Source organism: Bradyrhizobium diazoefficiens USDA 110, from assembly GCF_000011365.1.
Taxonomy (GTDB): Bacteria; Pseudomonadota; Alphaproteobacteria; order Rhizobiales; family Xanthobacteraceae; genus Bradyrhizobium; species Bradyrhizobium diazoefficiens.
Genome location: NC_004463.1, coordinates 640,059 through 662,846, shown reverse-complemented (window position 1 = coordinate 662,846; position 22,788 = coordinate 640,059). Strand labels below are relative to the sequence as shown.

The 22,788-nt window shown below is 64.8% G+C and carries 22 protein-coding genes, 1 tRNA gene and 1 pseudogene; 8 read left to right on the top strand and 16 right to left on the bottom strand.

Translation table 11 applies throughout. From position 1 onward, the window contains the following. Nucleotides 1-79: 79 nt before the first annotated feature. The 11 genes and pseudogenes from BJA_RS03120 to BJA_RS03070 form a co-directional block, all read right to left on the bottom strand. Nucleotides 80-835 (bottom strand): outer membrane lipoprotein carrier protein LolA, encoded by a 756-nt coding sequence (locus BJA_RS03120; RefSeq protein WP_011083445.1) that lies wholly within the window; start codon nt 833-835, stop codon nt 80-82. Nucleotides 836-986: 151 nt separating this feature from the next. Continuing rightward, on the bottom strand, nt 987-3,464 hold the full coding sequence (locus BJA_RS03115) for a DNA translocase FtsK (RefSeq protein ID WP_011083444.1): 2,478 nt from the start codon (nt 3,462-3,464) through the stop codon (nt 987-989). A gap of 9 nt (nt 3,465-3,473) precedes the next feature. Next, complete coding sequence (locus BJA_RS03110; RefSeq protein WP_063921599.1) at nt 3,474-4,688, bottom strand: aminotransferase class I/II-fold pyridoxal phosphate-dependent enzyme; 1,215 nt, start codon at nt 4,686-4,688, stop codon at nt 3,474-3,476. 329 nt (nt 4,689-5,017) lie between these two features. Beyond that, entirely contained in the window at nt 5,018-5,422 is a 405-nt protein-coding gene (locus BJA_RS03105; RefSeq protein ID WP_011083442.1) for a GFA family protein, read from the bottom strand. A gap of 214 nt (nt 5,423-5,636) precedes the next feature. After that, nucleotides 5,637-7,085, bottom strand: a complete 1,449-nt coding sequence (locus tag BJA_RS03100; RefSeq protein ID WP_038965116.1) for an ammonium transporter — start codon at nt 7,083-7,085, stop codon at nt 5,637-5,639. A 37-nt stretch (nt 7,086-7,122) separates the two neighbouring features. Continuing rightward, nucleotides 7,123-7,461 carry a P-II family nitrogen regulator gene (locus tag BJA_RS03095; RefSeq protein ID WP_008142813.1) on the bottom strand — a complete coding sequence of 113 codons (339 nt, stop codon included), beginning with the start codon at nt 7,459-7,461 and terminating at the stop codon, nt 7,123-7,125. Nucleotides 7,462-7,908: 447 nt separating this feature from the next. Then, nucleotides 7,909-8,511 (bottom strand): ATP-dependent Clp protease proteolytic subunit, encoded by a 603-nt coding sequence (locus BJA_RS03090; RefSeq protein ID WP_011083439.1) that lies wholly within the window; start codon nt 8,509-8,511, stop codon nt 7,909-7,911. A gap of 40 nt (nt 8,512-8,551) precedes the next feature. Beyond that, nucleotides 8,552-8,905, bottom strand: coding sequence for an SRPBCC family protein (locus BJA_RS03085; protein ID WP_011083438.1), 354 nt, complete (start codon nt 8,903-8,905; stop codon nt 8,552-8,554). Between the two features lie 28 nt (nt 8,906-8,933). Then, complete coding sequence (locus BJA_RS03080) at nt 8,934-9,248, bottom strand: ArsR/SmtB family transcription factor (protein ID WP_011083437.1); 315 nt, start codon at nt 9,246-9,248, stop codon at nt 8,934-8,936. An 85-nt stretch (nt 9,249-9,333) separates the two neighbouring features. Beyond that, nucleotides 9,334-10,636: pseudogene (locus BJA_RS03075) on the bottom strand (ammonium transporter). A 71-nt stretch (nt 10,637-10,707) separates the two neighbouring features. Next, nucleotides 10,708-11,046, bottom strand: coding sequence for a P-II family nitrogen regulator (locus BJA_RS03070; RefSeq protein ID WP_008142802.1), 339 nt, complete (start codon nt 11,044-11,046; stop codon nt 10,708-10,710). A 238-nt stretch (nt 11,047-11,284) separates the two neighbouring features. Here BJA_RS03070 and BJA_RS03065 point away from each other — a divergent pair, with 238 nt between their 5' ends. Further along, nucleotides 11,285-12,163, top strand: a complete 879-nt coding sequence (locus BJA_RS03065; protein WP_011083434.1) for a DUF4339 domain-containing protein — start codon at nt 11,285-11,287, stop codon at nt 12,161-12,163. A gap of 3 nt (nt 12,164-12,166) precedes the next feature. Here BJA_RS03065 and tesB read toward each other — a convergent pair whose 3' ends face one another. Further along, nucleotides 12,167-13,030, bottom strand: coding sequence for an acyl-CoA thioesterase II (gene tesB, locus BJA_RS03060; protein ID WP_028174978.1), 864 nt, complete (start codon nt 13,028-13,030; stop codon nt 12,167-12,169). A gap of 213 nt (nt 13,031-13,243) precedes the next feature. Here tesB and BJA_RS03055 point away from each other — a divergent pair, with 213 nt between their 5' ends. Next, on the top strand, nt 13,244-14,464 hold the full coding sequence (locus BJA_RS03055) for a ubiquinone biosynthesis hydroxylase (protein ID WP_011083432.1): 1,221 nt from the start codon (nt 13,244-13,246) through the stop codon (nt 14,462-14,464). A 214-nt stretch (nt 14,465-14,678) separates the two neighbouring features. Here the strand turns inward: BJA_RS03055 and BJA_RS03050 are convergent, their stop codons facing one another. Together BJA_RS03050 and BJA_RS03045 are read right to left on the bottom strand one after the other, a co-directional pair. Continuing rightward, a complete protein-coding gene (locus BJA_RS03050) occupies nt 14,679-14,876 on the bottom strand; it encodes a Trm112 family protein (protein WP_011083431.1) in 198 nt (65 codons plus the stop codon). 74 nt (nt 14,877-14,950) lie between these two features. Then, on the bottom strand, nt 14,951-15,484 hold the full coding sequence (locus BJA_RS03045; protein ID WP_038965114.1) for a TetR/AcrR family transcriptional regulator: 534 nt from the start codon (nt 15,482-15,484) through the stop codon (nt 14,951-14,953). Nucleotides 15,485-15,575: 91 nt separating this feature from the next. Here BJA_RS03045 and BJA_RS03040 point away from each other — a divergent pair, with 91 nt between their 5' ends. From BJA_RS03040 to BJA_RS03020, 5 genes are all read left to right on the top strand, one after another. Next, a complete protein-coding gene (locus tag BJA_RS03040; RefSeq protein ID WP_011083429.1) occupies nt 15,576-15,926 on the top strand; it encodes a hypothetical protein in 351 nt (116 codons plus the stop codon). A gap of 62 nt (nt 15,927-15,988) precedes the next feature. Next, nucleotides 15,989-16,807: an SDR family oxidoreductase gene (locus tag BJA_RS03035; protein ID WP_011083428.1), complete on the top strand. Its 819-nt coding sequence runs from the start codon at nt 15,989-15,991 to the stop codon at nt 16,805-16,807. 219 nt (nt 16,808-17,026) lie between these two features. Beyond that, complete coding sequence (locus BJA_RS03030; RefSeq protein WP_028174973.1) at nt 17,027-17,305, top strand: PepSY domain-containing protein; 279 nt, start codon at nt 17,027-17,029, stop codon at nt 17,303-17,305. Between the two features lie 62 nt (nt 17,306-17,367). Next, nucleotides 17,368-17,961: a cytochrome b/b6 domain-containing protein gene (locus BJA_RS03025; protein ID WP_038965113.1), complete on the top strand. Its 594-nt coding sequence runs from the start codon at nt 17,368-17,370 to the stop codon at nt 17,959-17,961. A gap of 181 nt (nt 17,962-18,142) precedes the next feature. Continuing rightward, entirely contained in the window at nt 18,143-20,644 is a 2,502-nt protein-coding gene (locus tag BJA_RS03020) for an EAL domain-containing protein (RefSeq protein ID WP_011083425.1), read from the top strand. A 12-nt stretch (nt 20,645-20,656) separates the two neighbouring features. On the opposite strand, the gene BJA_RS03015 is transcribed toward BJA_RS03020, so the two are convergent. Together BJA_RS03015 and trxA are read right to left on the bottom strand one after the other, a co-directional pair. Continuing rightward, on the bottom strand, nt 20,657-21,334 hold the full coding sequence (locus BJA_RS03015) for an LON peptidase substrate-binding domain-containing protein (RefSeq protein WP_011083424.1): 678 nt from the start codon (nt 21,332-21,334) through the stop codon (nt 20,657-20,659). 115 nt (nt 21,335-21,449) lie between these two features. Then, nucleotides 21,450-22,373 carry a thioredoxin gene (trxA, locus tag BJA_RS03010; protein WP_028174970.1) on the bottom strand — a complete coding sequence of 308 codons (924 nt, stop codon included), beginning with the start codon at nt 22,371-22,373 and terminating at the stop codon, nt 21,450-21,452. A 274-nt stretch (nt 22,374-22,647) separates the two neighbouring features. Between trxA and BJA_RS03005 the strand changes: the two genes are divergently transcribed. Continuing rightward, nucleotides 22,648-22,722, top strand: a tRNA-Gly gene (locus tag BJA_RS03005). The last annotated feature ends 66 nt before the right edge of the window (nt 22,723-22,788 follow it).

The window sequence follows — 22,788 nt, the reverse complement described above, 5'->3', positions numbered from 1 at the left end:
AAGCGTGCCCACCATTCCTGCCGCGAGGAGGAGAGGTGGTGGGCACGGCGCAAGTGCGCCTTTGCCCACCATACAGCAACTATCCTGGCGATGGGCCGTAATTGGTGAAGTCGATCTTGAACATGCCGGGATCGAGCTTCTTGGTTGCGTCGAGATTGTAGACCGCGATCGTGGTGTCGTAGCCCTGCGGGTCGGTGACGGTCCACTGCTTCAGCTGGCCGTCCTTGGCGCCGAACATCAGCAGGAGGCGGCTGGTGCCGACCAGCGCCTGCTTCTCCTCGATGGTGACGCTGACGAAGACGTCGTCGGCCGAGACGTTGACGACGTTGGTGTCCTTCATCAGGTCGATGCGATCGGACAGCAGGAAGCGCAGCGGCGTCTGCGACAGCGGATAGACGTCCTGGGTCGCGAGCTTGCGATCGCGCACCACCAGCGACGATCCGTCGGCGACGATGTCGATCGGGCTCGGCGCGTCATATTCGAAGCGCACCTTGCCCGGCTTCTGGATGTAGAAATCGCCCTGCGTCTTGCTGCCGTCGGGGCCGACCTGGACGAAATTACCGACCAGCGTCGACAGCGAGGACAGATAGGCGCTGACCTTGGCCGCCTGCGCCTTCTGGTTGGCGTCGAAGGTCTGGAAGATGCTGCTCGGCACGTTGCGGCGCGGATCCGGGATCACCGGATTCGGCGGCGTCTGGGTCGCGCCGGTGACCGCAGGCCCGCCGGCGGCCGCACCATTGTCGCGGCCCTTCGGCGCGGGCTTCGGCACCGGCACGTTCTGCGCGGACGACGCCGCGGTCACCATCGCGGCGGTGACGAGAAGCACGCCGGCCACGCGCGCGCTTCGCGCGGCGATGGTGGCAGCGAATCGAATGTCCGGATGTCTGATCAACGCGTCGTCCTGTATGGCTAGGCGCCTTTTAGCGTGATTTCGGGCAAAAGCAGATATCGATTTTGCGTGAAAGCCTGTTTTGAGGCGGCTCGCCTCACATATGGCTGTCTTCTTCCTCGACCAGGATCTCGCGCTTGCCGGCGTGGTTGGCGGGACCGACAATGCCTTCCAGTTCCATGCGCTCCATCAGCGATGCGGCGCGGTTATAGCCGATTTGCAGGCGGCGCTGGATGTAGCTGGTCGAGGCCTTGCGGTCGCGTTTGACGATGGCAACGGCCTGCTGGAATAGATCGCCGCCGCCATCCGCGCCCATGCCGCTGGCGTCGAACACGGCGCCGCCGTCCTCGTCCTCGGTCGGCTCTTCGGCCGTGACGGCCTCGAGGTATTCGGGCTGGCCCTGCGTCTTGAGGTGGCGCACCACCTTCTCGACTTCGTCGTCCGACGCAAACGGTCCGTGCACGCGGCTGATGCGGCCGCCGCCCGCCATGTAGAGCATGTCGCCCTGGCCGAGCAGCTGCTCGGCGCCCATCTCGCCGAGGATGGTGCGGCTGTCGATCTTGGAGGTGACCTGGAAGGCGATGCGGGTCGGGAAGTTCGCCTTGATGGTGCCGGTGATGACGTCCACCGACGGACGCTGTGTCGCCAGGATCACATGCAGGCCGGCGGCGCGCGCCATCTGCGCGAGACGCTGTACCGCGCCTTCGATGTCCTTGCCGGCGACCATCATCAGGTCGGCCATTTCGTCGACGATGATGACGATGTAGGGCAGCGGGTCGAGCGAGAGCTTCTCTTCCTCGTAGATCGCCTTGCCGGTTTCCTTGTCGAAGCCGGTGTGCACCGTGCGCGTCGGCTCCTCGCCCTTGGCTTTCAACTCGAGCAGACGCGTGTTGTAGCCGTCGATGTTGCGCACACCGAGCTTGGCCATGTTCTTGTAGCGCTCTTCCATCTCGCGCACGGCCCATTTCAACGCGACCACCGCCTTCTTCGGGTCGGTCACGACGGGCGTGAGCAGATGGGGAATGCCGTCATAGACGGAGAGTTCGAGCATCTTCGGATCGACCATGATCAGCCGGCACTGGTCCGGACGCAGCCGGTAGACCAGGCTGAGGATCATGGTGTTGATGGCGACCGACTTGCCCGAGCCGGTGGTGCCGGCGATCAGCATGTGCGGCGTGCGCGCGAGGTCGATGATGACGGGATCACCGCCGATGGTCTTGCCGAGGCAGAGCGGCAGCTTTGCGACCGTGTCGACGGTCTCCTTGGCGACCAGCAGCTCGCGCAGATAGACCTTTTCGCGATGGGCGTTCGGCAATTCGATGCCGATGGCATTGCGGCCGGGCACGACGGCGACGCGCGCCGACAGCGCGCTCATCGAGCGGGCGATGTCGTCGGCGAGGCCAATCACGCGCGACGACTTGATGCCGGGCGCCGGCTCCAGCTCGTACAGCGTGACGACGGGACCCGGATTGGCCTTCACGATCTCGCCGCGCACGCCGAAGTCCTGCAGCACGCCTTCGAGCGCGCGCGAATTGGCTTCCAGCTCGGCCTTGCTGAGCGGCTGGCGATCGCCGGCCTTGGGCGCGGCCAGCACGGACACGGACGGAAGCTCGAACTTGTCGGAGGATTTTTTCGCCGCGGCCTTCGGCGCAGCCTTCTTGCGCGGTGCGCGCGCGGCAGGCTCCTCCTCTTCCTCCTCGTCTTCCTCTTCCTCGTGCTCCTCCTCGTAGTCCTCGTCTTCGGACCGCGGCGAGATCGGCGGCGCGGCGCGGCCGCCGCCGAGATTCGGCTCCTGGCGGCTGAACCCAACGGCCCTGGTCTTCGGTCCGCTCGAGACCAGCGAGCGGTAAGCGGCACCACACAGCCAGATCAGGCGCGCCTTGGTGCTCATCAGCGCATGGAACAGCCAGCCCAGCGACACCGAGCCGCGATCGCTCTCCTCGTCTTCATCGAGCGGCTTGTCGTCATCCTCGATCTCGGCGAGCTCGTCGTCATGCTCGCGCGCGCCAAGACCGCAGGCGATCAGGAAGGTCGCGGCCATCGCCGCGAACAGGATCACGCCGAGCACGGTGCGATAGATCATGCCCGGCGGCCCGAAAATCACCGCGGGCGCGCGCACCAGGGCATCGCCGACCACGCCGCCGAGTCCGGTCGGCAGCGGCCATGCGCCGCCGTGCGGCCAGCAGCTGACAAAGCCCGCAGCGATCACGGTGCAGAGAATCCAGGAGCCGAGCCGCAGCGCCTCGCGGTCGAACGGGCGATGGGTCATCATGCGCCAGCCCCAGACCGCGACCGTCAGGACCAGCATGATCGCGCCGAGCCCGAGGATCTGCATCGCAAGGTCGGCGCCGATCGCGCCGGCATAGCCGAGGATGTTGCGGATCGGCCGCGAGGTCGCGTGGCTGAGGCTTGCATCCTGCACCGACCAGGTCATGAGCGCGGCCGAGGCGAGCCCCGACAGCGCGATCAGGCCGAGGCCGGCGAGCTCGCGCATACGCCGCGCCAGCCCCTCGCGGATCGACGGCGGCAGATGGCCGACCAGTGGAATGACACGTTCGATTGCCGACATGCTCACGGGCCCCGCCTAACCCAGAGTCTCGACCAGGCGGTGCAGCGCCTGTGCCGTGGTCTCGCCATCCTGCACCAGCGCGAGGCGAATGTAGCCTGCGCCGGGATTGAAGCCGTCGGGCTGGAGCCGCGCCAGATAGCTGCCGGGCACCACGCGCACGCCGGCTTCCTTGAAGAGCCTGAGCGTGATCGACACGTCGTCGCCGAGCTCGGACGTGTTGAGCCAGACGCAGAAGCCGCCGTCGGGCCGGCGATAGCCGTAGCGATTGCCGATGATCTGGTCGGCGAGGTCGAACTTGATCCGGTAGAGCCTGCGGTTCTCCTCGACATGCGCTTCGTCGCCATAGGCGACGGTGGCGACATGCTGGAGCGGCACGGGCACCTGGGGCGCTGCGATGTTGCGCAGCTCGAGGAACATGCCGATGAACTTCTTGTCGCCGGCGGCGAACCCGACGCGCAGGCCCGGCAAATTGGAGCGCTTCGACAGCGACTGGAACGCAACCACGCGGGTGAAGTCGGGGCCGGCACATTCGAGCGCGCTGCCCGGGGCCTCGCGGGTGTAGATCTCCGAATAGCACTCGTCGCTGAGGATTACGAAGCCGTAGCGGTCGGCGAGTTGCTTTAACCGCTCGAAATAGTCGGGCTTGGCGACCGAGCCCTGAGGATTGGCGGGCGAGGCCAGATAGAACGCCACCGTGCGCGCCAGCGTCGCCTCGTCGATGGCGTCGAGATCGGGCAGGAAGCCGTTCTCGACGGTGGTCGGCAGATAGACCGGCTCGCAAGCCGCTGCGCGGGCGCCGGCGCCATAGACCGGATAGAACGGGTTCGGCATCAGGATGGCGGGCTTGCCGGGGCGCGGGCTGACATAGCGTGCGGCCGTGATCGCGGCGAGGAACAGCCCCTCGCGGCTGCCATTGAGGACGAGAAGCTCGCTCGCGGGGTCGAGCGGCCGCGGCAGCTTGAAGCGCGACGACAACCAGGCGCTCGCGGCTTTCCGGAACGGCTCGGTGCCCTGGTTCATCGGGTAACGGCCGAAATCGGCGGTGTGCTTGGCCAGGACCGGGCCGACGAAATCGGGCACGGGATGCTGAGGCTCGCCGACCGCAAGCGTAATCAAGGGCTTACCCGGCTGATGGGGGGCCAGCAGCTCGTTCAGCCGGACGAAGGGCGAGCGTTCGGAATCGGAGCTTCCGCTGGCCTGCGGCGCACGGGATGAAGCGGTCATAGCCATTCTGGACGCCAGCACTCTTGGAACAGCCGGTCGCACCAAGGCGCCGGCGGGAAGCGGTTCAGTTCACCATAGATAGGGCGAGGTTAAGACGCGATTAACCATCGGCCGCCGCCCCCGTCCAGAGCGGGAATATTGAGGCCGGACAACAACGGGATGGGTGGGCTACAGGGCCGGCTGGTTCCTCCACCTCTCCCGCTTGCGGGAGAGGTCGCGCCGAAGGCGCGGATGAGGGTTCTCTCCGCAGAGGGACTGTCCCGATGTTGAGACACCCTCTCCCCTGCCCTCGCCCTCCCCCGCATGCGGGGGAGGGCGCGCGCCGTCATCGTGGACTAGTGCCCCGGCAGCTTCTCGAACGTCGTCATGCCGGCGGGGATGGCGTGGAATTCCTGCTTGTCGCAGGTGTAGATCGCCATCTGCGGATGGAACTGCTCGGGCTCGTCCAGCGTGCCGACCTTCAGGATCGCTGCGGGGAGGCCCGGAACCTTGGTTACCAGATGGGTGCCGCATTCGGGGCAGAACTCGCGCGTCACGGCGCGCTCGAGGTCCTTGCGGGTGAACTGCTTGGGCTGCCCGATGATGTAGCTGAAGCCGGCCACCGGCATCGCGATGAAGGTGTTGGGCGCGCCGCCCGAGATGTACTGGCACTCGCGGCAATGACACTGCGCCTGCATCATCGGGTCGCCCTCGGCCACGTAGCGCACTTCGCCGCAATAGCATCCGCCTTCCAAACGCATGACGACCTCCCGGTTTGTTGTTCGTTGTGGTCGATATTTCTGCGCCGGCAATCTGGAATGGCAATCCTTTTCTTTGCTTCTTTGCCGCGCGGCGCAAAAAGAAAGGGGCTCCAGCTTGCGCTGGAGCCCCTCAACGGTCGGGGCATTGCCGGGTATGTGCCCAAACCGTAGTTGTGGACGCGGTCTCCGAGGAGACCGTGCCCGGGAGGAGACGTTACATGTTGTAGGCGCGCTCGGTGTGCTCGGTGATGTCGAGGCCTTCACGCTCGCTCTCGACATTGGCGCGGAGGCCAACGATCACATCGACGACCTTGTAGAGGATCGCCGAACCGATGCCCGACCACACCAGCGTGGTGCAGACGCCCCAGAACTGGGACACCATCTGCGCCGCGAAGTCGTAATCGGCAACCTTCGGCGGGATCGCGGTGTAGTCGATGATGCCGGCGCCGCCGAGGGCGGGGTTCACCAGGATGCCGGTACCGAGAGCACCGACGATGCCGCCGATGCAGTGCACGCCGAACACGTCGAGGGAGTCGTCGTAGCCGATCGCGTTCTTCACGACGGTGCAGAAGAACAGGCAGACCACGCCGACCACGAGACCGAGGACGATCGCACCCATGACGCCGGAGAAGCCGGCGGCGGGCGTGACGGCCACGAGACCCGCGACAGCGCCGGAGATGACGCCGAGCACCGACGGGTGACCCTTCACGATCCACTCCGCGAACATCCACGACAGCGCGGCGGCTGCGGTGGCGACGAAGGAGTTGGTCATGGCGAGGGCAGCGCCGCCGTTGGCTTCGAGGTTGGAGCCGGCGTTGAAGCCGAACCAGCCGACCCAGAGCAGCGAGGCGCCGATCATCGACATGGTCAGCGAGTGCGGAGCCATCAGCTCCTTGCCGTAGCCGGTGCGCTTGCCGATCAGGAGAGCGCCGACGAGACCTGCGATGCCGGCGTTGATGTGCACCACGGTGCCGCCCGCGAAGTCGATCGCGCCCTTCTTGAAGATCCAGCCGGCGTCGGCGTTGATCTCGTCGAGCTTGGCCTGCGCCGCGGTCTTCGCCGCCGCATCAGTCGCCGCAGCCAGAGCCTTGGCAGCGTCCTGGATCGCGTCCGGGCCGGGCCAGTACCAGACCATGTGCGCGATCGGGAAGTAGATCAGCGTGACCCAGAGCGGGATGAAGAGAGCGATCGCCGAGAACTTCATGCGCTCGGCGAAGGCGCCGACGATGAGGGCCGGCGTGATCGCCGCGAAGGTCATCTGGAAGCACATATAGATGAGCTCCGAGATGTTGGCGTCGACCGAGAAGGTCGCGGCCTTCGAGTCGGTGGTGACGCCCATCATGAAGGCCTTGGAGAAGCCGCCGATGAAGTCGGAACCGCCGGTGAAGGCGAGGCTGTAGCCGTACACGGCCCAGATCACGGTGACGACGCAGACGGTGTAGAAGACCTGCATCAAGACCGAGAGCATGTTCTTGGAACGGACGAGACCGCCGTAGAACAGCGCAAGACCCGGGATCGTCATCAACAGCACGAGGACTGTCGATGTCAGCATCCAGGCGTTGTCTCCCTTATTGACCGTTGGCTCGGCATAGGCTGCGGTCGCAGCGAACAGGCCGACTGCGAGAGCCGCCAATCCCGCGCCATAGGGACGCTTGAACGTCATATTATTTACTCCTGATTGGATAAGGTTGAGCGCGAAATCAAAGGGCCGCGGCATCGGCCTCGCCGGTGCGGATACGAACCGCATGGTCGAGGTTGATGACGAAGATCTTGCCGTCGCCGATCTGTCCGGTTTTCGCGGCGGACGTGATGGCGTCGATGGTCTTGTCGACCTGGTCGGAGGCGACAGCGACCTCGATCTTGATCTTGGGCAGGAAGCTCACGGCATATTCAGCGCCGCGATAGATTTCCGTATGGCCCTTCTGGCGGCCATACCCCTTGACTTCCGTCACCGTGAGACCGTGAACGCCGATGGCGGTCAGGGCGTCACGGACTTCTTCCAGCTTGAATGGCTTAATAATCGCCATAACAATTTTCATGGGTCCTATCCCCGCTTGGGCCCGGTCCGGACGTGGCCGGGCGTTTCTCGACTGGTTCGCCACGAGGGAGAAGTTTCACTACGCGGGCACAGCCACGCCCCCTAGAATCAAATGCCGTGCCAGAACGGGCGTGTTGCCTAACGGATTATGAAAGCGGGGGTTTTCGCGTTTCGCGGGTATCGCGGTGCAGTGCGCTATTACGTCGCGCTCAAAAGCTGGTCACGACTGCTCAAAATGAGGGCACGACAGGCTGCCGACACAATGTTGCTCACGTGTCGGGCAGCTGGAAGGTATCTAATTATGGGCAAAGCTTACTGAAGTGCTTCGCCGTGCGGCGAAATACCGAACCCCCCGAGCTCGTGCCCACGGGATGCGCGCAACCGGCCGAGCCGCTCGGGCAGAACAAAGCTCGCCGGACGGTATCCGGCCGAAGCCGCCGTCGGACCGTCAGGTAGCGTCGCGTTCCGCAAAGACCCGGTCGATCAATCCCCATTCGACCCCTTGCTGTGCAGTCATGAAGTGGTCGCGGTCCAAGGTTCGTTCCACCTCCGCCTCAGTGCGCCCGCAATGCTGCGCGTAGAGCCGGGTGATGCGCCGCTTGGTCTCCTGCATTTCGTTGGCATGGATCAGGATGTCGGACGCTTGGCCCTGGAAGCCGCCGAGCGGCTGATGCACGTGAAGGCTCGCATTGGGCAGCGCGGCGCGGTGACCTCGCTCGCCGGCCATCAGCAGGAACGAGCCCATCGAGCGCGCGGTGCCCATGCACAGCGTATGAACCGGCGCCTTGATGAACTGCATGGTGTCGTACATCGCCAGTCCACTGGTGACTACGCCGCCATAGGAATTGATGTAGAGATTGATCGGCCTGTTCGGATTCTCCGCCTCCAGGAACAACAATTGCGCGCAGACCAGTCCGGACATCGCATCATTGACCTCGCCGTTGAGGAAGATGATGCGCTCGCGCAGGAGCCGCGAATAGATGTCGAAGGATCGCTCGCCGCGGGCAGATTGTTCGACAACCATAGGGACGAGCTGAAGCATGTCGCGCATTGGCGACCTCCATGTCTGCAGGTGATGAAGTCTTTTGCTGTCAGGCCGCCATCATCAGGCGGCAATTGGTGTTGGCCGGCTGCGGCAGTTTCGCGAGGTCGTCGCAGGCTTGCTGGATGATGCGGAAGCGGGTGCCGCCGTCCTCGTTCGGCTCGATCCGGAAGATGACGTGGCTCTCGCGAAACGGCGGCTCTGAATCGCGAAGCCGGTAGCGCACCTCTTCGCCTGCGATCGTTGATTCCGGCTCGGCGCCCGCAAGGTCGCAATCCGGCGACCAGCGCTCGCGCAAGGCCGGAATGGTCACGGCGCGCCAGACCTTTGCCGGCGGCGCATCGAAATCATATTCAAGCACCAGGGCTTCGTCGGGACGATCAGGCTTCGCGGCGTCGCTCATCGGTCCAGGTCCTTATTAATCCAGGTCCTTATTGATCCATGTCCTTGAGGAGATCGGCGAGTGCTTCCATGCGCTTCGGCCAGTAGGCCCGGTAGCGCGCAAGCCATGCCCCGATGGCGACGATTCCGTCCGGGTCGACTTCGTAGTTCACAAAGCGGCCCTGCCGCTGTTCACGCACCAGACCTGCCGCACGCAGCACCGCGAGGTGCTGCGACATCGCCGGTTGGCTGATCTCCAATCCGTCGCGCAAAGCGCTCGCATTCAGGCTTCCGCCAGCGAGCTTCTCAAAGACCCTTCGACGCGTCGGGTCGGCCAGCGCCTTGAAGATGTCGGCTTCGATCATGGCAACACATAAGCATACACTTATGTGTTGCGCAAGCCCTGGGCGACCTTAGGCTGCTCGATTCCTCGAACCGCTCGCCCGCAGCTTACTGCAGGGCCTCACCGTGCTGCGAAATATCCAGTCCCTCGAGCTCGTGCTCACGGGATACGCGCAAGGGCACGAACAGGCCGACCAGCTTGAGCAGGATGAAGCTCACGCCTGCCGCCCAAACGAAGGTGACGGCGACCCCATAAAGCTGGATCAGAAGCTGCCGCGGATGACCTTCGAGCAGGCCGGCGGTGCCGCCGATGGCGCTGGTTGCGAACACCCCGGCGAGCAGGGTGCCGGTCAGACCGCCGATGCCGTGGACGCCGAACACGTCGAGCGAATCGTCATAGTCGAAGCGGTGCTTCAGCCAGGTGCAGGCCCAGTAGCAAACCGCCCCGGCGATGATGCCGATGACGATGCCATGCCACGGCGCGACGAAGCCCGAAGCCGGCGTGATGGTGCCGAGGCCAGCGACCGCGCCGGAGATCATGCCGAGCACGGAAGGCTTGCGCCGCGTTGACCATTCGATTGCGCCCCAGGTCAGCGCGCCGGAGCAGGCCGCCAGATGGGTCGCGATGATCGCCAGCACCGCGCGCGAATTGGCCGCGCCGGCCGAACCGCCGTTGAAGCCGAACCAGCCGACCCACAACAGGCCAGTGCCCATCACGGCGAGCGACAGATCGAACGGCGAGAGATTTTCGGTGCCGTAGCCGTGGCGGCGCCCCATCACCTTGGCGGCGACGAGGGCCGGCGGTGCCGGCCGACAGATGCACCACGAGGCCGCCGGCGAAATCCAGTACGCCCATGCTGGCGAGGAAGCCGCCGCCCCACACCCAATGCGCCAGCGGAATGTAGACGAAGATGAACCAGGCGACCGAGAACAGCAGATAAGCGGAGAACCGCATGCGGTCGGCGACCGAGCCCGCGACCAGCGCCACCGTGATGATCGCAAACGTCATCTGGTACAGCATGAACAGCGATTCCGGGATGGTCTTCGCGGCCGGGTTGACGCTGTCGAGCGTCATGCCCGCCAGGAACCAGCGGTCGAGCGTGCCGATCCAGGGGCCGTCGCCGACAAAGCAGAGCGAATAGCCGAACGCGACCCAGAGAATCGAGATCATCGTCACGGCGGCAAGGCTCTGCGCCATGGTGGCGAGCACGTTCTTCTTGCGCACCATGCCGGAATAGAACAGCGCGAGGCCGGGGATCGTCATCATCAGCACCAGCGCGGTGGCGACGATCATCCAGGCGGTGTCGGCGGTGTTGATCTCGGAACCCGCGGCCTGCGCCGGCGCGGCAACGATCGACATAAGTCCGGCCGGCGCAGCTACAACGGCCGCGCGGCGCAACAATCCCGCCATGTCATTTCCCCCAGCATAGAAATTGCGTCGCAGCTGTGGCGTCGTTGCCCGGCGCGATCGAAGAAGAATCGTTAGAGCGCGTCGCTGTCGGTTTCGCCGGTGCGGATGCGCAGCGCGTGGTCGATCGGCGTGACGAAGATCTTGCCGTCGCCGATCTGCCCGGTGCGCGCCGTGGCGGTGATCACGGCGACCGCCTTGTCGGCGACGTCGGAGGCGACCGCGATCTCGATGCGCAGCTTCGGCAGGAAGTTCACGACATATTCCGCGCCGCGATAGATCTCGGTGTGGCCCTTCTGGCGGCCATAACCCTTTACCTCGGTCACGGTCATGCCGTGGACGCCGATCGCCGTCAGGGCCTGGCGGACCTCATCGAGCTTGAAGGGTTTGATGATCGCGACGACGAGTTTCATGGTCAGGCCTATTCCCCGGGATGCGCCGCGCCGTATGTCCCCGGCGCAGCGTCAATCTGGCATCTTTCCGGGCAAATGGCATAAAAAAGTTGCAGATTGAAGCGGAAAAACGTTTGGCGTTGTGAACGGCCGCCTCTGTACAGGGCAGCCGTTCATCCGTCACAATGCATTTTTGGCATGGATGCGGTGAACCGAAGCGTCCCAGCCGGTACATAAGTATGTTTGAGGGGGACGTTTCATGGCGAGTTGGTTCTACGCATCCGAGGGCAAGCAGCAGGGGCCCTTTCCCGAAGGGCAGTTCCGCGACCTCATCGCCCAGGGCGTCGTGCGCCCGGATACGCTGGTGTGGACCGAAGGCATGGCCGGCTGGCAGAAGGCCGCCGAGATCCCCGGCCTGGTCGGCGGCGGCGCGCCGCCGATGATCCCGGCCGGTGGTCCGCCGACGATGGGCGGCCGCGGCAATGGTGGCGCCGCCGGCGGATCACTGTCGGTCGATTTTGGCATCCTCGAATTCACCTGGCGTAGCATCGTGATGCTGATAGGCATGTGCTTTGTCATCCCGGCGCCGTGGGTCTTCGTCTGGTACACAAAATGGATCGTGCCTTGCGTGAAGGTCCCGGGACGCCCGAACCTCAGCTTCACCGGCAATGCGATGGCGCTGGTGCCCTGGTTTTTCGGCTTCATCGTTCTGGCGATCGCGATCGGCTTCATCGGCAGCCAGTTGCTGAGCAACCTGCTGTTCCTCGTGCAGATCGTTCTCTACTGGCTCCTCATCAAATGGATCGTCGCGAACCTCGCCTCCAATGGGCAGCCGCTCGGCATCAGCTTCACCGGCTCGGTCTGGGCCTATGTCGGCTGGAATCTGCTGTTCGCGATCTCGATCATTACCATCGTCGGCTGGGCCTGGGTTGCCGCGGCTCAGATGCGCTGGTTCTGCCGCAGCATTGAAGGCACGCGGCGCGAGATCGTCTTCAAGGGCAGCGGTCTTGAGATTCTCTGGCGCGGAATCGTGGCCGCAATCCTGTTCAGCCTCATCATCCCGATCCCGTGGGTGTATCGCTGGATCATGAACTGGTTTGCGTCGCAGACCGAGCTCGCCCCCCGCGGCTCCCTCTAGGCGTTACGCCCTCCGCTCGCGCACGGAGCCTTCCTGCGCGACGGAGGCGACCAGCGTGCCGTCGGGCTTGAAGATCGAGCCGCGGGTCAGCCCGCGGCCGCTTCGCGCGCTCGGCGAATCCTGGGCGTAGAGCAGCCATTCGTCGGCGCGGAACGGGCGGTGAAACCACATCGCGTGGTCAAGGCTCGCCGGCATCATGCGCTTGTCGAACAGCGTGCGGCCGTAGCGCGCCATGATCGCATCGAGCAGCGAGAAATCCGACGCGTAGGCCAGCGCGCACATGTGCAGCGCCGGATCGTCGGGCAGCTTCGCCGCGGTCCTGATCCAGACGTGGATGCGACCGTCCTCGATCTTCTGGCCGAAGTAGCGGCCGAGCTCGACCGGGCGCAGCTCGATCGGACGGTCGGATTCATAGTAGCGGCGAATGAACTCCGGCATCTCCTTGAACAGCGGCTGCTTCGCCACTTCCTCCGCCGTCAGCTTTTCCGGCGGCGGCACGTCCGGCATCTTGTCCTGGTGATCGAACGCGCTCTCCTCCTCGGCATGGAACGACACCATGATCGAGAAAATCGCGTTGCCGTGCTGGATCGCGGTGACGCGGCGGGTCGAGTAGCTCTTGCCGTCGCGCAGGCGCTCGACCTGGTAGATGATCGGGATCTGCGGATCGCCCGGCAGGATGAAATAGCAATGCAGCGAATGCGGCAGCCGGCCCTCGACGGTGCGGCAGGCCGCGACCATCGCCTGCCCGATCACCTGGCCGCCGAACACCCGCTGCCAGCTCGTCTTCGGACTGTTGCCGCGGAACAGGTTCACCTCGAGCTGTTCGAGGTCGAGGATCGAGATCAGGTCGATCAGGCTTTTGGACATGATGGTGCTTTCGAAAATCTCGTCATTCCGGGGCATCGCGCCAGCGATGAACCCGGAATCCCGAGCGATAACCTCTGGATTCCGGGTTCGCGCTTCCGCGCCCCGGAATGACGGAATTGGGCCGTTCCGCCCTTGTTTCACCGCACTGTTTCGCCCACCTCAAGTCTGCTAGCAAGACCAAGAACAGGCGAAGTATTGGCCGGGAAGCTTGGTATGTCGGTACAGGGTAGCATTGTCATTGGCGGCGGCGCGTTTGCGGGCCTGGCGCTGGCCTTGGCGCTCCGCCAGGGGCTCGGGCCCGAGATTCCCGTCATCGTCGCCGATCCCGCGCTCAGCACGCGGCCGAGCCGGGACCCGCGCGCCACCGCGATCGTCGCCGCTTGCCGCCGCCTGTTCGAGGCGATCGGTGCCTGGGACGACGTCAGGGGCGAGGCGCAGCCGATCCTCGACATGGTCGTCACCGATTCCAAGCTGGAGGACGCCACGCGTCCGGTGTTCCTCAACTTCGCCGGCGACGTCGCGCCGGGCGAGCCCTTTGCGCACATGGTCGAGAACCGCCGCCTGATCGACGCGCTGGTCGTGCGTGCCGAGGCCGAGGGCATCGATCTCCGCGCCACCACGGTCGCCTCCTACGACGCCCGCTCCGACGGCATCGACGTGACGCTCGGCGACGGCAGCGTGATCGCGGCCAGCCTGCTGGTCGCCGCCGATGGTGCGAGGTCGAAGCTGCGCGAGCGCGCCGGCATCGCCACCAATGGCTGGGAGTATGACCAGTCCGGCATCGTCGTCACCGTCGGCCATGAGCGCGACCACGAAGGCCGCGCCGAAGAGCACTTCCTGCCCGCAGGTCCCTTCGCGATCCTGCCGCTGTCCGGAAAGCGCTCCTCGCTGGTCTGGACCGAGCGCCGGGCTGAGGCCGCGCGCATCATCGCGCTCAGCGACGAAGAGTTTCACGGCGAGCTCGAGCAGCGCTTCGGCCTGCATCTCGGCGAGGTCAAGGCGCTCGACAAGCCGCGCGCATTTCCGCTGTCCTATTTCGTGGCGCGCTCCTTCATCGCCGAGCGCCTCGCGTTGGTCGGCGATTCCGCCCACGTCATCCACCCGATCGCGGGCCAGGGCCTCAACATGGGGCTGAAGGACGTCGCCGCGCTGGCCGAGGTCGTCGTCGATGCCGCGCGGCTCGGCATGGATCTCGGCGCGGCCGACGTGCTCGAGCGCTACCAGCGCTGGCGCCGCTTCGACACCATGGCGATGGGCGTTGCCACCAACTCGCTGAACTTCCTGTTCTCCAACCAGTCGACGCTGCTGCGCACCGTGCGCGACATCGGCCTCGGCCTCGTCGACCGCGCCCCGCCGCTGAAGAATCTCTTTATCCGCCAGGCCGCAGGCCTGACGGGCGAGGTGCCGCGGCTGCTGAAGGGCGAGGCGCTGTAGTTCTTATCCTCGCTGGCGCTCCACCCTCCGCTCGTCGTCCCGGACAAGCGCGCCCCAAGCGCGCGCAGGTCCGAGACCCATACGCCGCAGCAATAGTTTTGCGAAGACTCGGAGTTACCAGCTTCGCGCCAAACCCCTCCCTGGGGTTATGGGTCCTGGCCTTCGCCAGGACGACATCGCGATTGTTGCGCGGCCGCTGCGCAAAACTGCGACCTCAATCGATCTTCCGCGCCTCTTCCGGCAGCATGATCGGGATGCCGTCGCGGATCGGGTAAGCGAGCTTGGCGCTGCGCGAGATCAGCTCCTGCTTTGCGGAATCGAACTCCAGCGGACCCTTGGTCAGCGGGCAGACCAGAATCTCCAGCAATTTCGGATCGACGCTGGTTTCGGGGCGTTCGGTGGGCGCGTTCATTGTGGTCTCCGGCGATGGGCTGCCTCTAGCACAGAAATTCGCGCCCGCCGAGTGACCCGTTCTATTGGAACGGGTCACTCGGCGGAGATCATCCGTAGCAGGTCGTCGAGCAGGCCCTGGAGCCGTGCCACCGGCACCGGCGGGCCCGACAGGGCGAAGCCGAGAAATGTCCAATAGAGGATCTGCGCGCGAGCCTGCGCCGTCGCCGGGTCTAGCCCGCGCTTGTCCAGGAGCTGCTCGATATAGTCGAGCCTGCGGCGGTCGATCGCGCGCACCGCGGCTTGCGCGGCGGCATCGAATGCCGCCCAGTTGCGGACCGCGCGTTCGAGATCGAGCCGCGCGCCGAAGGACCTGCGCAGCAGCGCCTTCAGCGGCTCGTCGCCGGCGGCTTCGACATCGGCAATGATCTGCTCGGCCGCGATCTCGCGCCAGCGTTTCAGCACGGCGGCATGGAACGCGCCGAGATCGGCGAAATGCCAATAGAAGCTGCCGCGCGAAACCCCGATGGCCTTTGCCAGCGGGTCGGCCTTCAGCGCCGTGAAGCCGCTTTTCGCGAGCGCCTTCAGCCCCTGTTTGATCCAATCGTCGGCGGAGAGCTGTTCGGTCATGCCAGGTTCCCGGAACTTGACCATACACTAGTGTATTGACAGGCGGCAGGCCAGCCCCTATGTCTCCATACAGTTATGTACGGAGATATCGATGCGTGATCTGTTGCTCCAGTGCGCCGGCGTCCTGACCATCGTCGTGGCCCTCATCCATGGCATCCTCGGCGAGACCAAGGTCTTTGCTCACGCGAGCATCGAGCCGGAACGGCTGCGCACCCTGATCCGCCTGGTCTGGCAGGCATCGACCGTCGCCTGGATCGGCGGCGGCGTGCTCCTGATCGCGGCGCCCTGGATGGACTCGGCGCCGGCGCGCCACTGGATCGTCATCACCATGGCCTGCGTGTTCGGTTTCTCCGCCTTCGCCAACGCATGGGCGACACGCGGCCGGCACTTTGGTTGGATGGCGCTCAGCGCCGTCGTTGCCATGACGGTTGCCGGCTACTGAGCTCGCCGTGAACGCCTTCCCGCTACGGCGAACGGCGAGCCGTTGCAGATGGAGCTTCAAACATGGCTCTGACACTCGTCACCGGGGGCACGGGCCATCTCGGCCGGGATATCGTCGATCGCCTCGTTCGCAGCGGACGTCACGTCCGGGTGCTTGCGCGATCGCCGGGCACGCGACCGGACGTCGAATGGGCGATCGGCGACCTCGCCACAGGCGCCGGGTTGCGGGACGCGCTGCATGACGTCGACACGGTCATCAACGCGGCGACCTATTCGCCGATCGCGCGGCGCGGCGGCATTCGCCCGACAGACTTCTTCACCTCGCCCTCCGCCGTGGACGTCGAGGGCACCGCGCGGTTGCTGTCCTCCTGCGGGGAGGCCAGGGTGCGGCACTTCCTCCACGTCTCGATCGTCGGCCTCGATGAGGCAACCCTGCCCTACGCGCGGGTCAAGCTTGCCGGCGAACGGCTGGTGCGTGCATCAGCACTGTCCTGGTCGGTGGTTCGCGCGATGCCGTTCTACTATCTGCTCGACAGGCTGCTCTCGGGCCTCGCCTGGCTTCCAGTGTGGCCGGTGCCGACGACGCTGTTCAATCCCGTCGATACGTCGGATGTCGCCGACCACGTCGTGGCCTGCGCCTTCGACGGGACGCGTGGCGAGCGTGCGGAGATTGGCGGCCCCGAAGATATCGAGCTGGTCTCGCTGGCCCGCCGGTATCAGGACGCCCGGGGGCTGCATCGGAAAATCCTGCCGATGAATCTTTCGGACGCGAAGGCGCGCGGCATGGGCTTCGTCGTCAGCCAAGGCGTTCGCGGACGGCTCTCCTGGGCGGACTGGCTGCAACGCAACTACCCCGCTGCGCGAAGCGCGATCCAGGGATGACCAGCCCGGCGGCAGCGTGCCTCCGGCCCGTGAGACGTAAGGCCGCAGCGGTCGTTCAAATGCGTGCTGCATGCGGAGAGCGCTGATCTTTCTCGGATCGTTAGAATATCTCTAAAGCGAACCGGCTCCGAGCCGCATTGACTTCATCATGTGCTTTGCTTCCTTCCGTCCCGCTTCGCGGCTTCTCGCGCAGCGCTCACGACAAAGGAGGAGACGTTCGTGAAGGTCATTCGTGTTGTTGCCATGGTACTGACGATCGGGATTGGCACGGGATCCGCCGCCATGGCCGACGGTTTCAAGAACTGCACCAAGCTCGACAAGGCGTCGTGGAAGCCGGCGAGCGAAGCCGAAGCCAAGGCCAAGGCGCTCGGTTACGAAGTGCGGCGCTCCAAGGTCGAAGGCTCGTGCTATGAGGTCTATGGCGTCAAGGAAGGCAAGCTCTACGAGCTGTTCTACAGCCCCGAAGATCTCAGCCTGAAGCACACGATCGCGAAATGACTTGGGCGAAATGACCTGCGCGAAGTGATCTGCGCAAAGTAAGGCTTGAGGGTGGTCTTCGCTTGATCGAAGAAGCGGTGCCAGAAGCGCGCGGGGCGTCCGACAGGAGCCCCGCGGATCGAACTGCTCCGCGCACGATCGCGGTCTGGGACCTCCCGTTGCGCCTCTGGCACTGGGCCCTGGCGATCTGTGTTCTGGCCGCGTGGTTCACCCCCACCGTCTTTGACCGCCTGCACCGCATCGTCGGCTATACGGTGCTTGGGCTCCTGGCCTTCCGCCTGGTCTGGGGTTTTTGGGGAAGCCGCTATTCGCGCTTCCGCATGGTCGGCGTGAGGCTTCGCGCGGCGCCAGGCTATCTCTGGAACCTGCGCCGCGGCATGACCGGCCGCTACATCGGTCTCAATCCCGCCGGCACGTTGATGCTGGTGGCGCTGCTGGCCTCGCTCGCCGTCTCCACGATCACGGGAGCGATGTCGGTGACCGTCACCTTCTTCGGCGTCTGGTGGGTCGAAGACGCCCACCACTATTCATCGGACGCGGTCATCGTCCTGGTCGTGCTGCACGTCGTGGGCGTGGTGCTGATGGGGATTCTCCAGCGCGAGAACCTGATCCGCGCGATGATCACCGGACGCAAGCGCATCGGCACTCACCTCTAGACGTTCGTTGCCGATCACGGCGCACGTCCGCCGGCCGTCGATGGCGCAAATTTCCGCAGATCGGATTGCACGGGCCGCGTTAACCCGCTGGTAATCATGCAATCAGGCGTTGCACAAAATTAACGCGAAGAACGTCTAGGCGATCCACCATCGACGATATTGACGAGGGGAGCGCTATTGGATGTTCCGCGTTTTTTCCTGCCTCACGGCCGAGCACGATTGGCGTCTCGTCCTGCTTGCCGGCTTGGTATGCTTCGTTGCAAGTATCGTTGCGGTCAGCATCTTTCATCGTGCGGTCGCCTCGCGGGCCTGGGCGCGGTTGATCTGGGTTGCGATTGCCGGCGCCGCCATCGGCTACGGAATCTGGGCAACGCATTTTGTCGCGATGCTCGCCTACGAGCCCGGCGTCCCGACCAATTACGGCCTCGTTCTGACGGTGCTGTCGCTCGCCGCGGCGATGATTCTGACCTCGGGCGGTTTTGGCGTTGCCGTCAACAATTCCGGCCAGTGGCGCGCAGCTGCCGGTGGCGGCATCATCGGCGCGGGCATTGCAAGCATGCACTATATCGGCATGTGGGCCCTCGAGGTCCCGGGTCGCGTGACCTGGTCGCCGGGGCTGGTGTTGATCTCGATCGGCCTCGGCATGGTGCTGGGCTATGCTGCGCTCGCCGTTGCCCTGGGCCACAAGGACAAGTGGGGGACCTTTGCTGCGGCGCTGCTGCTGACGCTCGCCATCGTGTCGCACCATTTCACGGCCATGGGGGCCGTGCAGATCGTTCCAGACCCTACGCTGGCAAGCGATACATTGTCGCTTTCTCCGACCTTCCTCGCCGTGGCAATTGCGGGCGTGGCCCTGTCGGTGCTCGGGATGAGCTTCGTCGGCGTGCTGGCGGATCGCCGCCTTGCGACCAGAACCAGCAGATTCGAGCAAATCATCAGTGAGCTCTCGCTCGCCCGGCAGCAGGTGGAAGATTCGCAACAGGAAATCCAGGAGCAGAAACTCAGGCTCGATACGGCCATCAACAACATGGTCGAGGCCCTGTGCATGTTCGATGCGGAGAAGCGGCTTGTCGTCTGCAACGAGCGCTATGCTCGACTCTATCAGCTGCCGCCGGAACTGTTGAGAACGGGGACACCGCACGCCGACATCATCAGGCATCGCGTCGTGACCGGCATCCTCAAGAGCGACACCAGCGAAGGCGCTGCCGAGCAATTCCTCTCGAAACTGGCTGCGTTGCCGTTCGATGCAGTCTCGAGCAGAATCGACGAGTTCACGGATGGTCGGTTGATCTGCGTGACGCGACAGCCAATGGCCGGCGGCGGGTGGGTGGCTACGCATCTTGACGTCACCGAGCAGCGCCGGTCCGAGGCCAAGATCGCTCATATGGCACAACACGATGCGTTGACCGATCTGCCGAATCGCGTGCTGCTCAGGGAGCGGATGGAGCATGCCATCGCGGTTACGCGCAATGGCGGCCTCGATCTGGCCGTGCTCATGCTGGATCTCGACCGCTTCAAGGAAGTCAACGACACGCTGGGACATCCGACGGGCGATTCCCTGCTGCGCGCCGTCGCCACGCGTTTGCGCGAATGCACGACGGAAACCGCGTTGATCGCACGGCTGGGCGGCGACGAGTTCGCCGTGATCGATTACGTGACCAACCCGGCCGTGGAGGCCGCCGCCCTTGCCGAGAACATCAGGAAGGCGCTTTGCGAGCCGTTCGATCTCGGCGATCACCGGGTCACGGTGGGCACCAGCATCGGCATCGCCATCGCGCCGCGCGATGGCAACGATTCCGACGTGATCATGAAGAGCGCGGATCTCGCCCTCTACTCGGCCAAGAGTGGCGGACGCGGCGCATTCCGCTTCTTCGAGCCGGAACTCGACGAGCTCATGCATGCGCGACGCAACCTGGAGCGCGACATGCGGGATGCGATTGTCGGCCGTCAGTTCGAGCTCCACTACCAGCCGTTCGTCAGCCCCGCGACCGGCAAGGTCAATGGTTTCGAGGCCTTGCTACGCTGGCATCACCCGCAACAAGGTCTGGTCATGCCGAGCGAATTCATCCCGCTCGCGGAGGAGACCGGCTTGATCGTGCCGCTGGGAGAATGGGTCCTGAGAGCCGCCTGCGCGGAAGCCGCCAAATGGCCCCCGCATGTCAGGATCGCGGTCAACCTGTCTCCCGCTCAGTTCAGGAGCAAGGAGCTTGTTCCAGTCGTTATCGGCGCGCTGGCGAGTTCGGGAGTTGCGCCGCACAGGCTCGAGCTCGAGGTCACCGAGACGGTGATCATGCATGACAGCGAAGCCGTTTTCGCCGTCCTCGGCCAATTGCGCGAGCTCGGTGTGCGAATCGCCCTCGACGATTTCGGCACCGGCTATTCATCGCTGAGCTTTCTGCAAAAGTTCCCATTCGACAAGATCAAGATCGATCGCAGTTTCGTCAACGAACTTTCGAGCGCAAGGGCAGAGGCGCGCCATCTCGCGCGCGCAGTGGTTCGTTTCGCAGTCAGCCTCGGCAAGACGACGACCGCCGAAGGCGTCGAAACCAAGGAGCAGCTGGATATCCTCTGCGAAGAGGGGTGCCTCGAAACGCAAGGCTACTATTTCAGCCGGCCGATGCCTGCATCCGACATCGCCAGGATGCTACGGCGAGGTGCCGGCGCAGCCGTTCGCGCGGCCTGAGCATTCAGGCCCTCACTGCAACGGCGGATCGCCGCTGGTGCGCTTCTTGGCGAGGTCCATCTCGGTCACCGCGATCAGGATCTCGGCGCGGGTCTTCAAGTCGGGCGCCTCCAGCATGGCCTGCTTTTCCGCGGGGCCGTAGGGCGACATCATCGCCAGCGCGTTGACCAGCGCCTCGTTGGGCGCGCTCTCGACGCCCTCCCAGTCGACCTTGAGATTGTTGGCCTTCAAGAAGTCCGCCAGCACCGCCAGCAGCGCCTCGCGATCGACCTCGTCCTCGCCCATCCGCGCGGTGAAGTCGTCGACATAGGTGAAGAAATCCACCTTGCACTGCCGGTAGGCGGTGAGCACCTCGAGCTCCTCGACCACCTTGAAGCGCGAGACGCCGGTGAGCTCGAGGATGTAGCGGCCGTCGCCGGATTCGGCGAGCTGGGTAATGCGGCCGACGCAGCCGACGCGGAACAGCGCCGGCTTGTCGGAATTCTTCGGCGAGTGCGCCACGTCAGGCTGGATCATGCCGATCAGGCGATGGCCGTCGCGGAAGGAATCGTCGACCATCGCGAGATAGCGCGGCTCGAAGATGTTGAGCGGCATTTGGCCGCGCGGCAGCAAGAGCGCGCCCGGCAATGGGAATACCGGAATGATCTCCGGAAGGTCGGCGGGCCCGCGATATTCGATGTTGATCGGCATCTGGTCCCCGCTGAAGTCCCGCGCGCTAGAGCATGATCCGGAGCCGGAGGGCCGCGTTGGCGCAAATTGCGAAGCGGTTTTCCGACAAGATCATGCTCCAAAAATAGCCGCGCGCCTACGAAAAGAGGATGGTCGACAGGCGCTTGCGCCCCTCGACGGTTGCATCATCCGTGCCGCCCCAGGCCTCGAAGAACTGCACGAGCTGCTTGCGGGCGCCGTCGTCGTTCCATTTGCGGTCGCGCTTGATGATCGCGAGCAGCTGCTCGGTCGCGGCTGCCCGGTTGCCCTGCGCGTTGAGCGCGGTCGCGAGATCGAAGCGCGCCTGATGATCGAGCGGATTTGCGGCGACTTTCTGTTCCAGCTCCGCCACCGGCCCCAGCTGCTCCGCCTGCTCGGCGAGATCGATCGCGGTCTGCACGGCCTTCACGGCGGGGTCGTTGCGCTTGGATTCCGGCACCATGGCCAGCGTCTGCTTGGCCTGCTCCATCGCGCCCGAGACGGTGTAGCACTTGGCGAGGCCCGCGAGCGCCGCGATGTTGGTCGAATCGTGCGAGAGCACCTCGGCATAGATCTGCGCCGCGGCGGCGGCGTCGCCCTCGGCGAGCACCGCCTCGGCCTCTTGCAGGATCTCGGCGATATTGGGCTCGCCCGGCGCCGTCACGCCCTTGGTCAGCTTTTCGATGAAGGCGTTGAGCTGGCTCTCCGGCACCGCGCCCATGAAGCCGTCGGCCGGCTGGCCGTTGACGAAGGCGATCACGGCCGGGATCGACTGGATGCCCATCTGGCCCGGGATCGCCGGGTGCTGGTCGATGTTCATCTTGACCAGCTTGACCTTGCCCTTGGCCGCCTTGACCGCCTTTTCCAGCACGGGGGTGAGCTGCTTGCAGGGGCCGCACCACTCCGCCCAGAAATCGATCAGCACCGGCTGGCGCTTCGATTCCTCGATGACGTCCTTCACGAAGGTCTGGGTGGTGGTGTCCTTGATCAGATCGGCCGCAGCCGGGCCCGCCGCTCCGTTACCCTGGTCGATGATCGTCACGGGATTCCCTCGTCTCATGTCTGGAATGGCGGGTCTTTAGCACGTCGCCAATGCATATGCTTCGTTGTCGGCTCCTAAATTGGGCCGGGGCGGCCGAATTTCAATCCGTCGCGGCCGATTCGCCGGTTCCGGGGCATTTTCGGTCGATTTGGCCAATTTCGGGGTCCATATAGGCCCGAAGATACCAATCTATGCCGCCGGTAGCTGTTGCATTCCCCTCCCGCTTTTGGCATACGACAGCCGTTGCCGGCGCGTCACGCGACCGACACAGGATGCGGGTGTAGCTCAGTGGTAGAGCACGACCTTGCCAAGGTCGGGGTCGAGGGTTCGAGCCCCTTCGCCCGCTCCAATTTTTCCCAGAGCATCCAGCCAAACCGGGTCGGGCCGTGGTTTTCCACGCCGCTGGCGGCTGTAT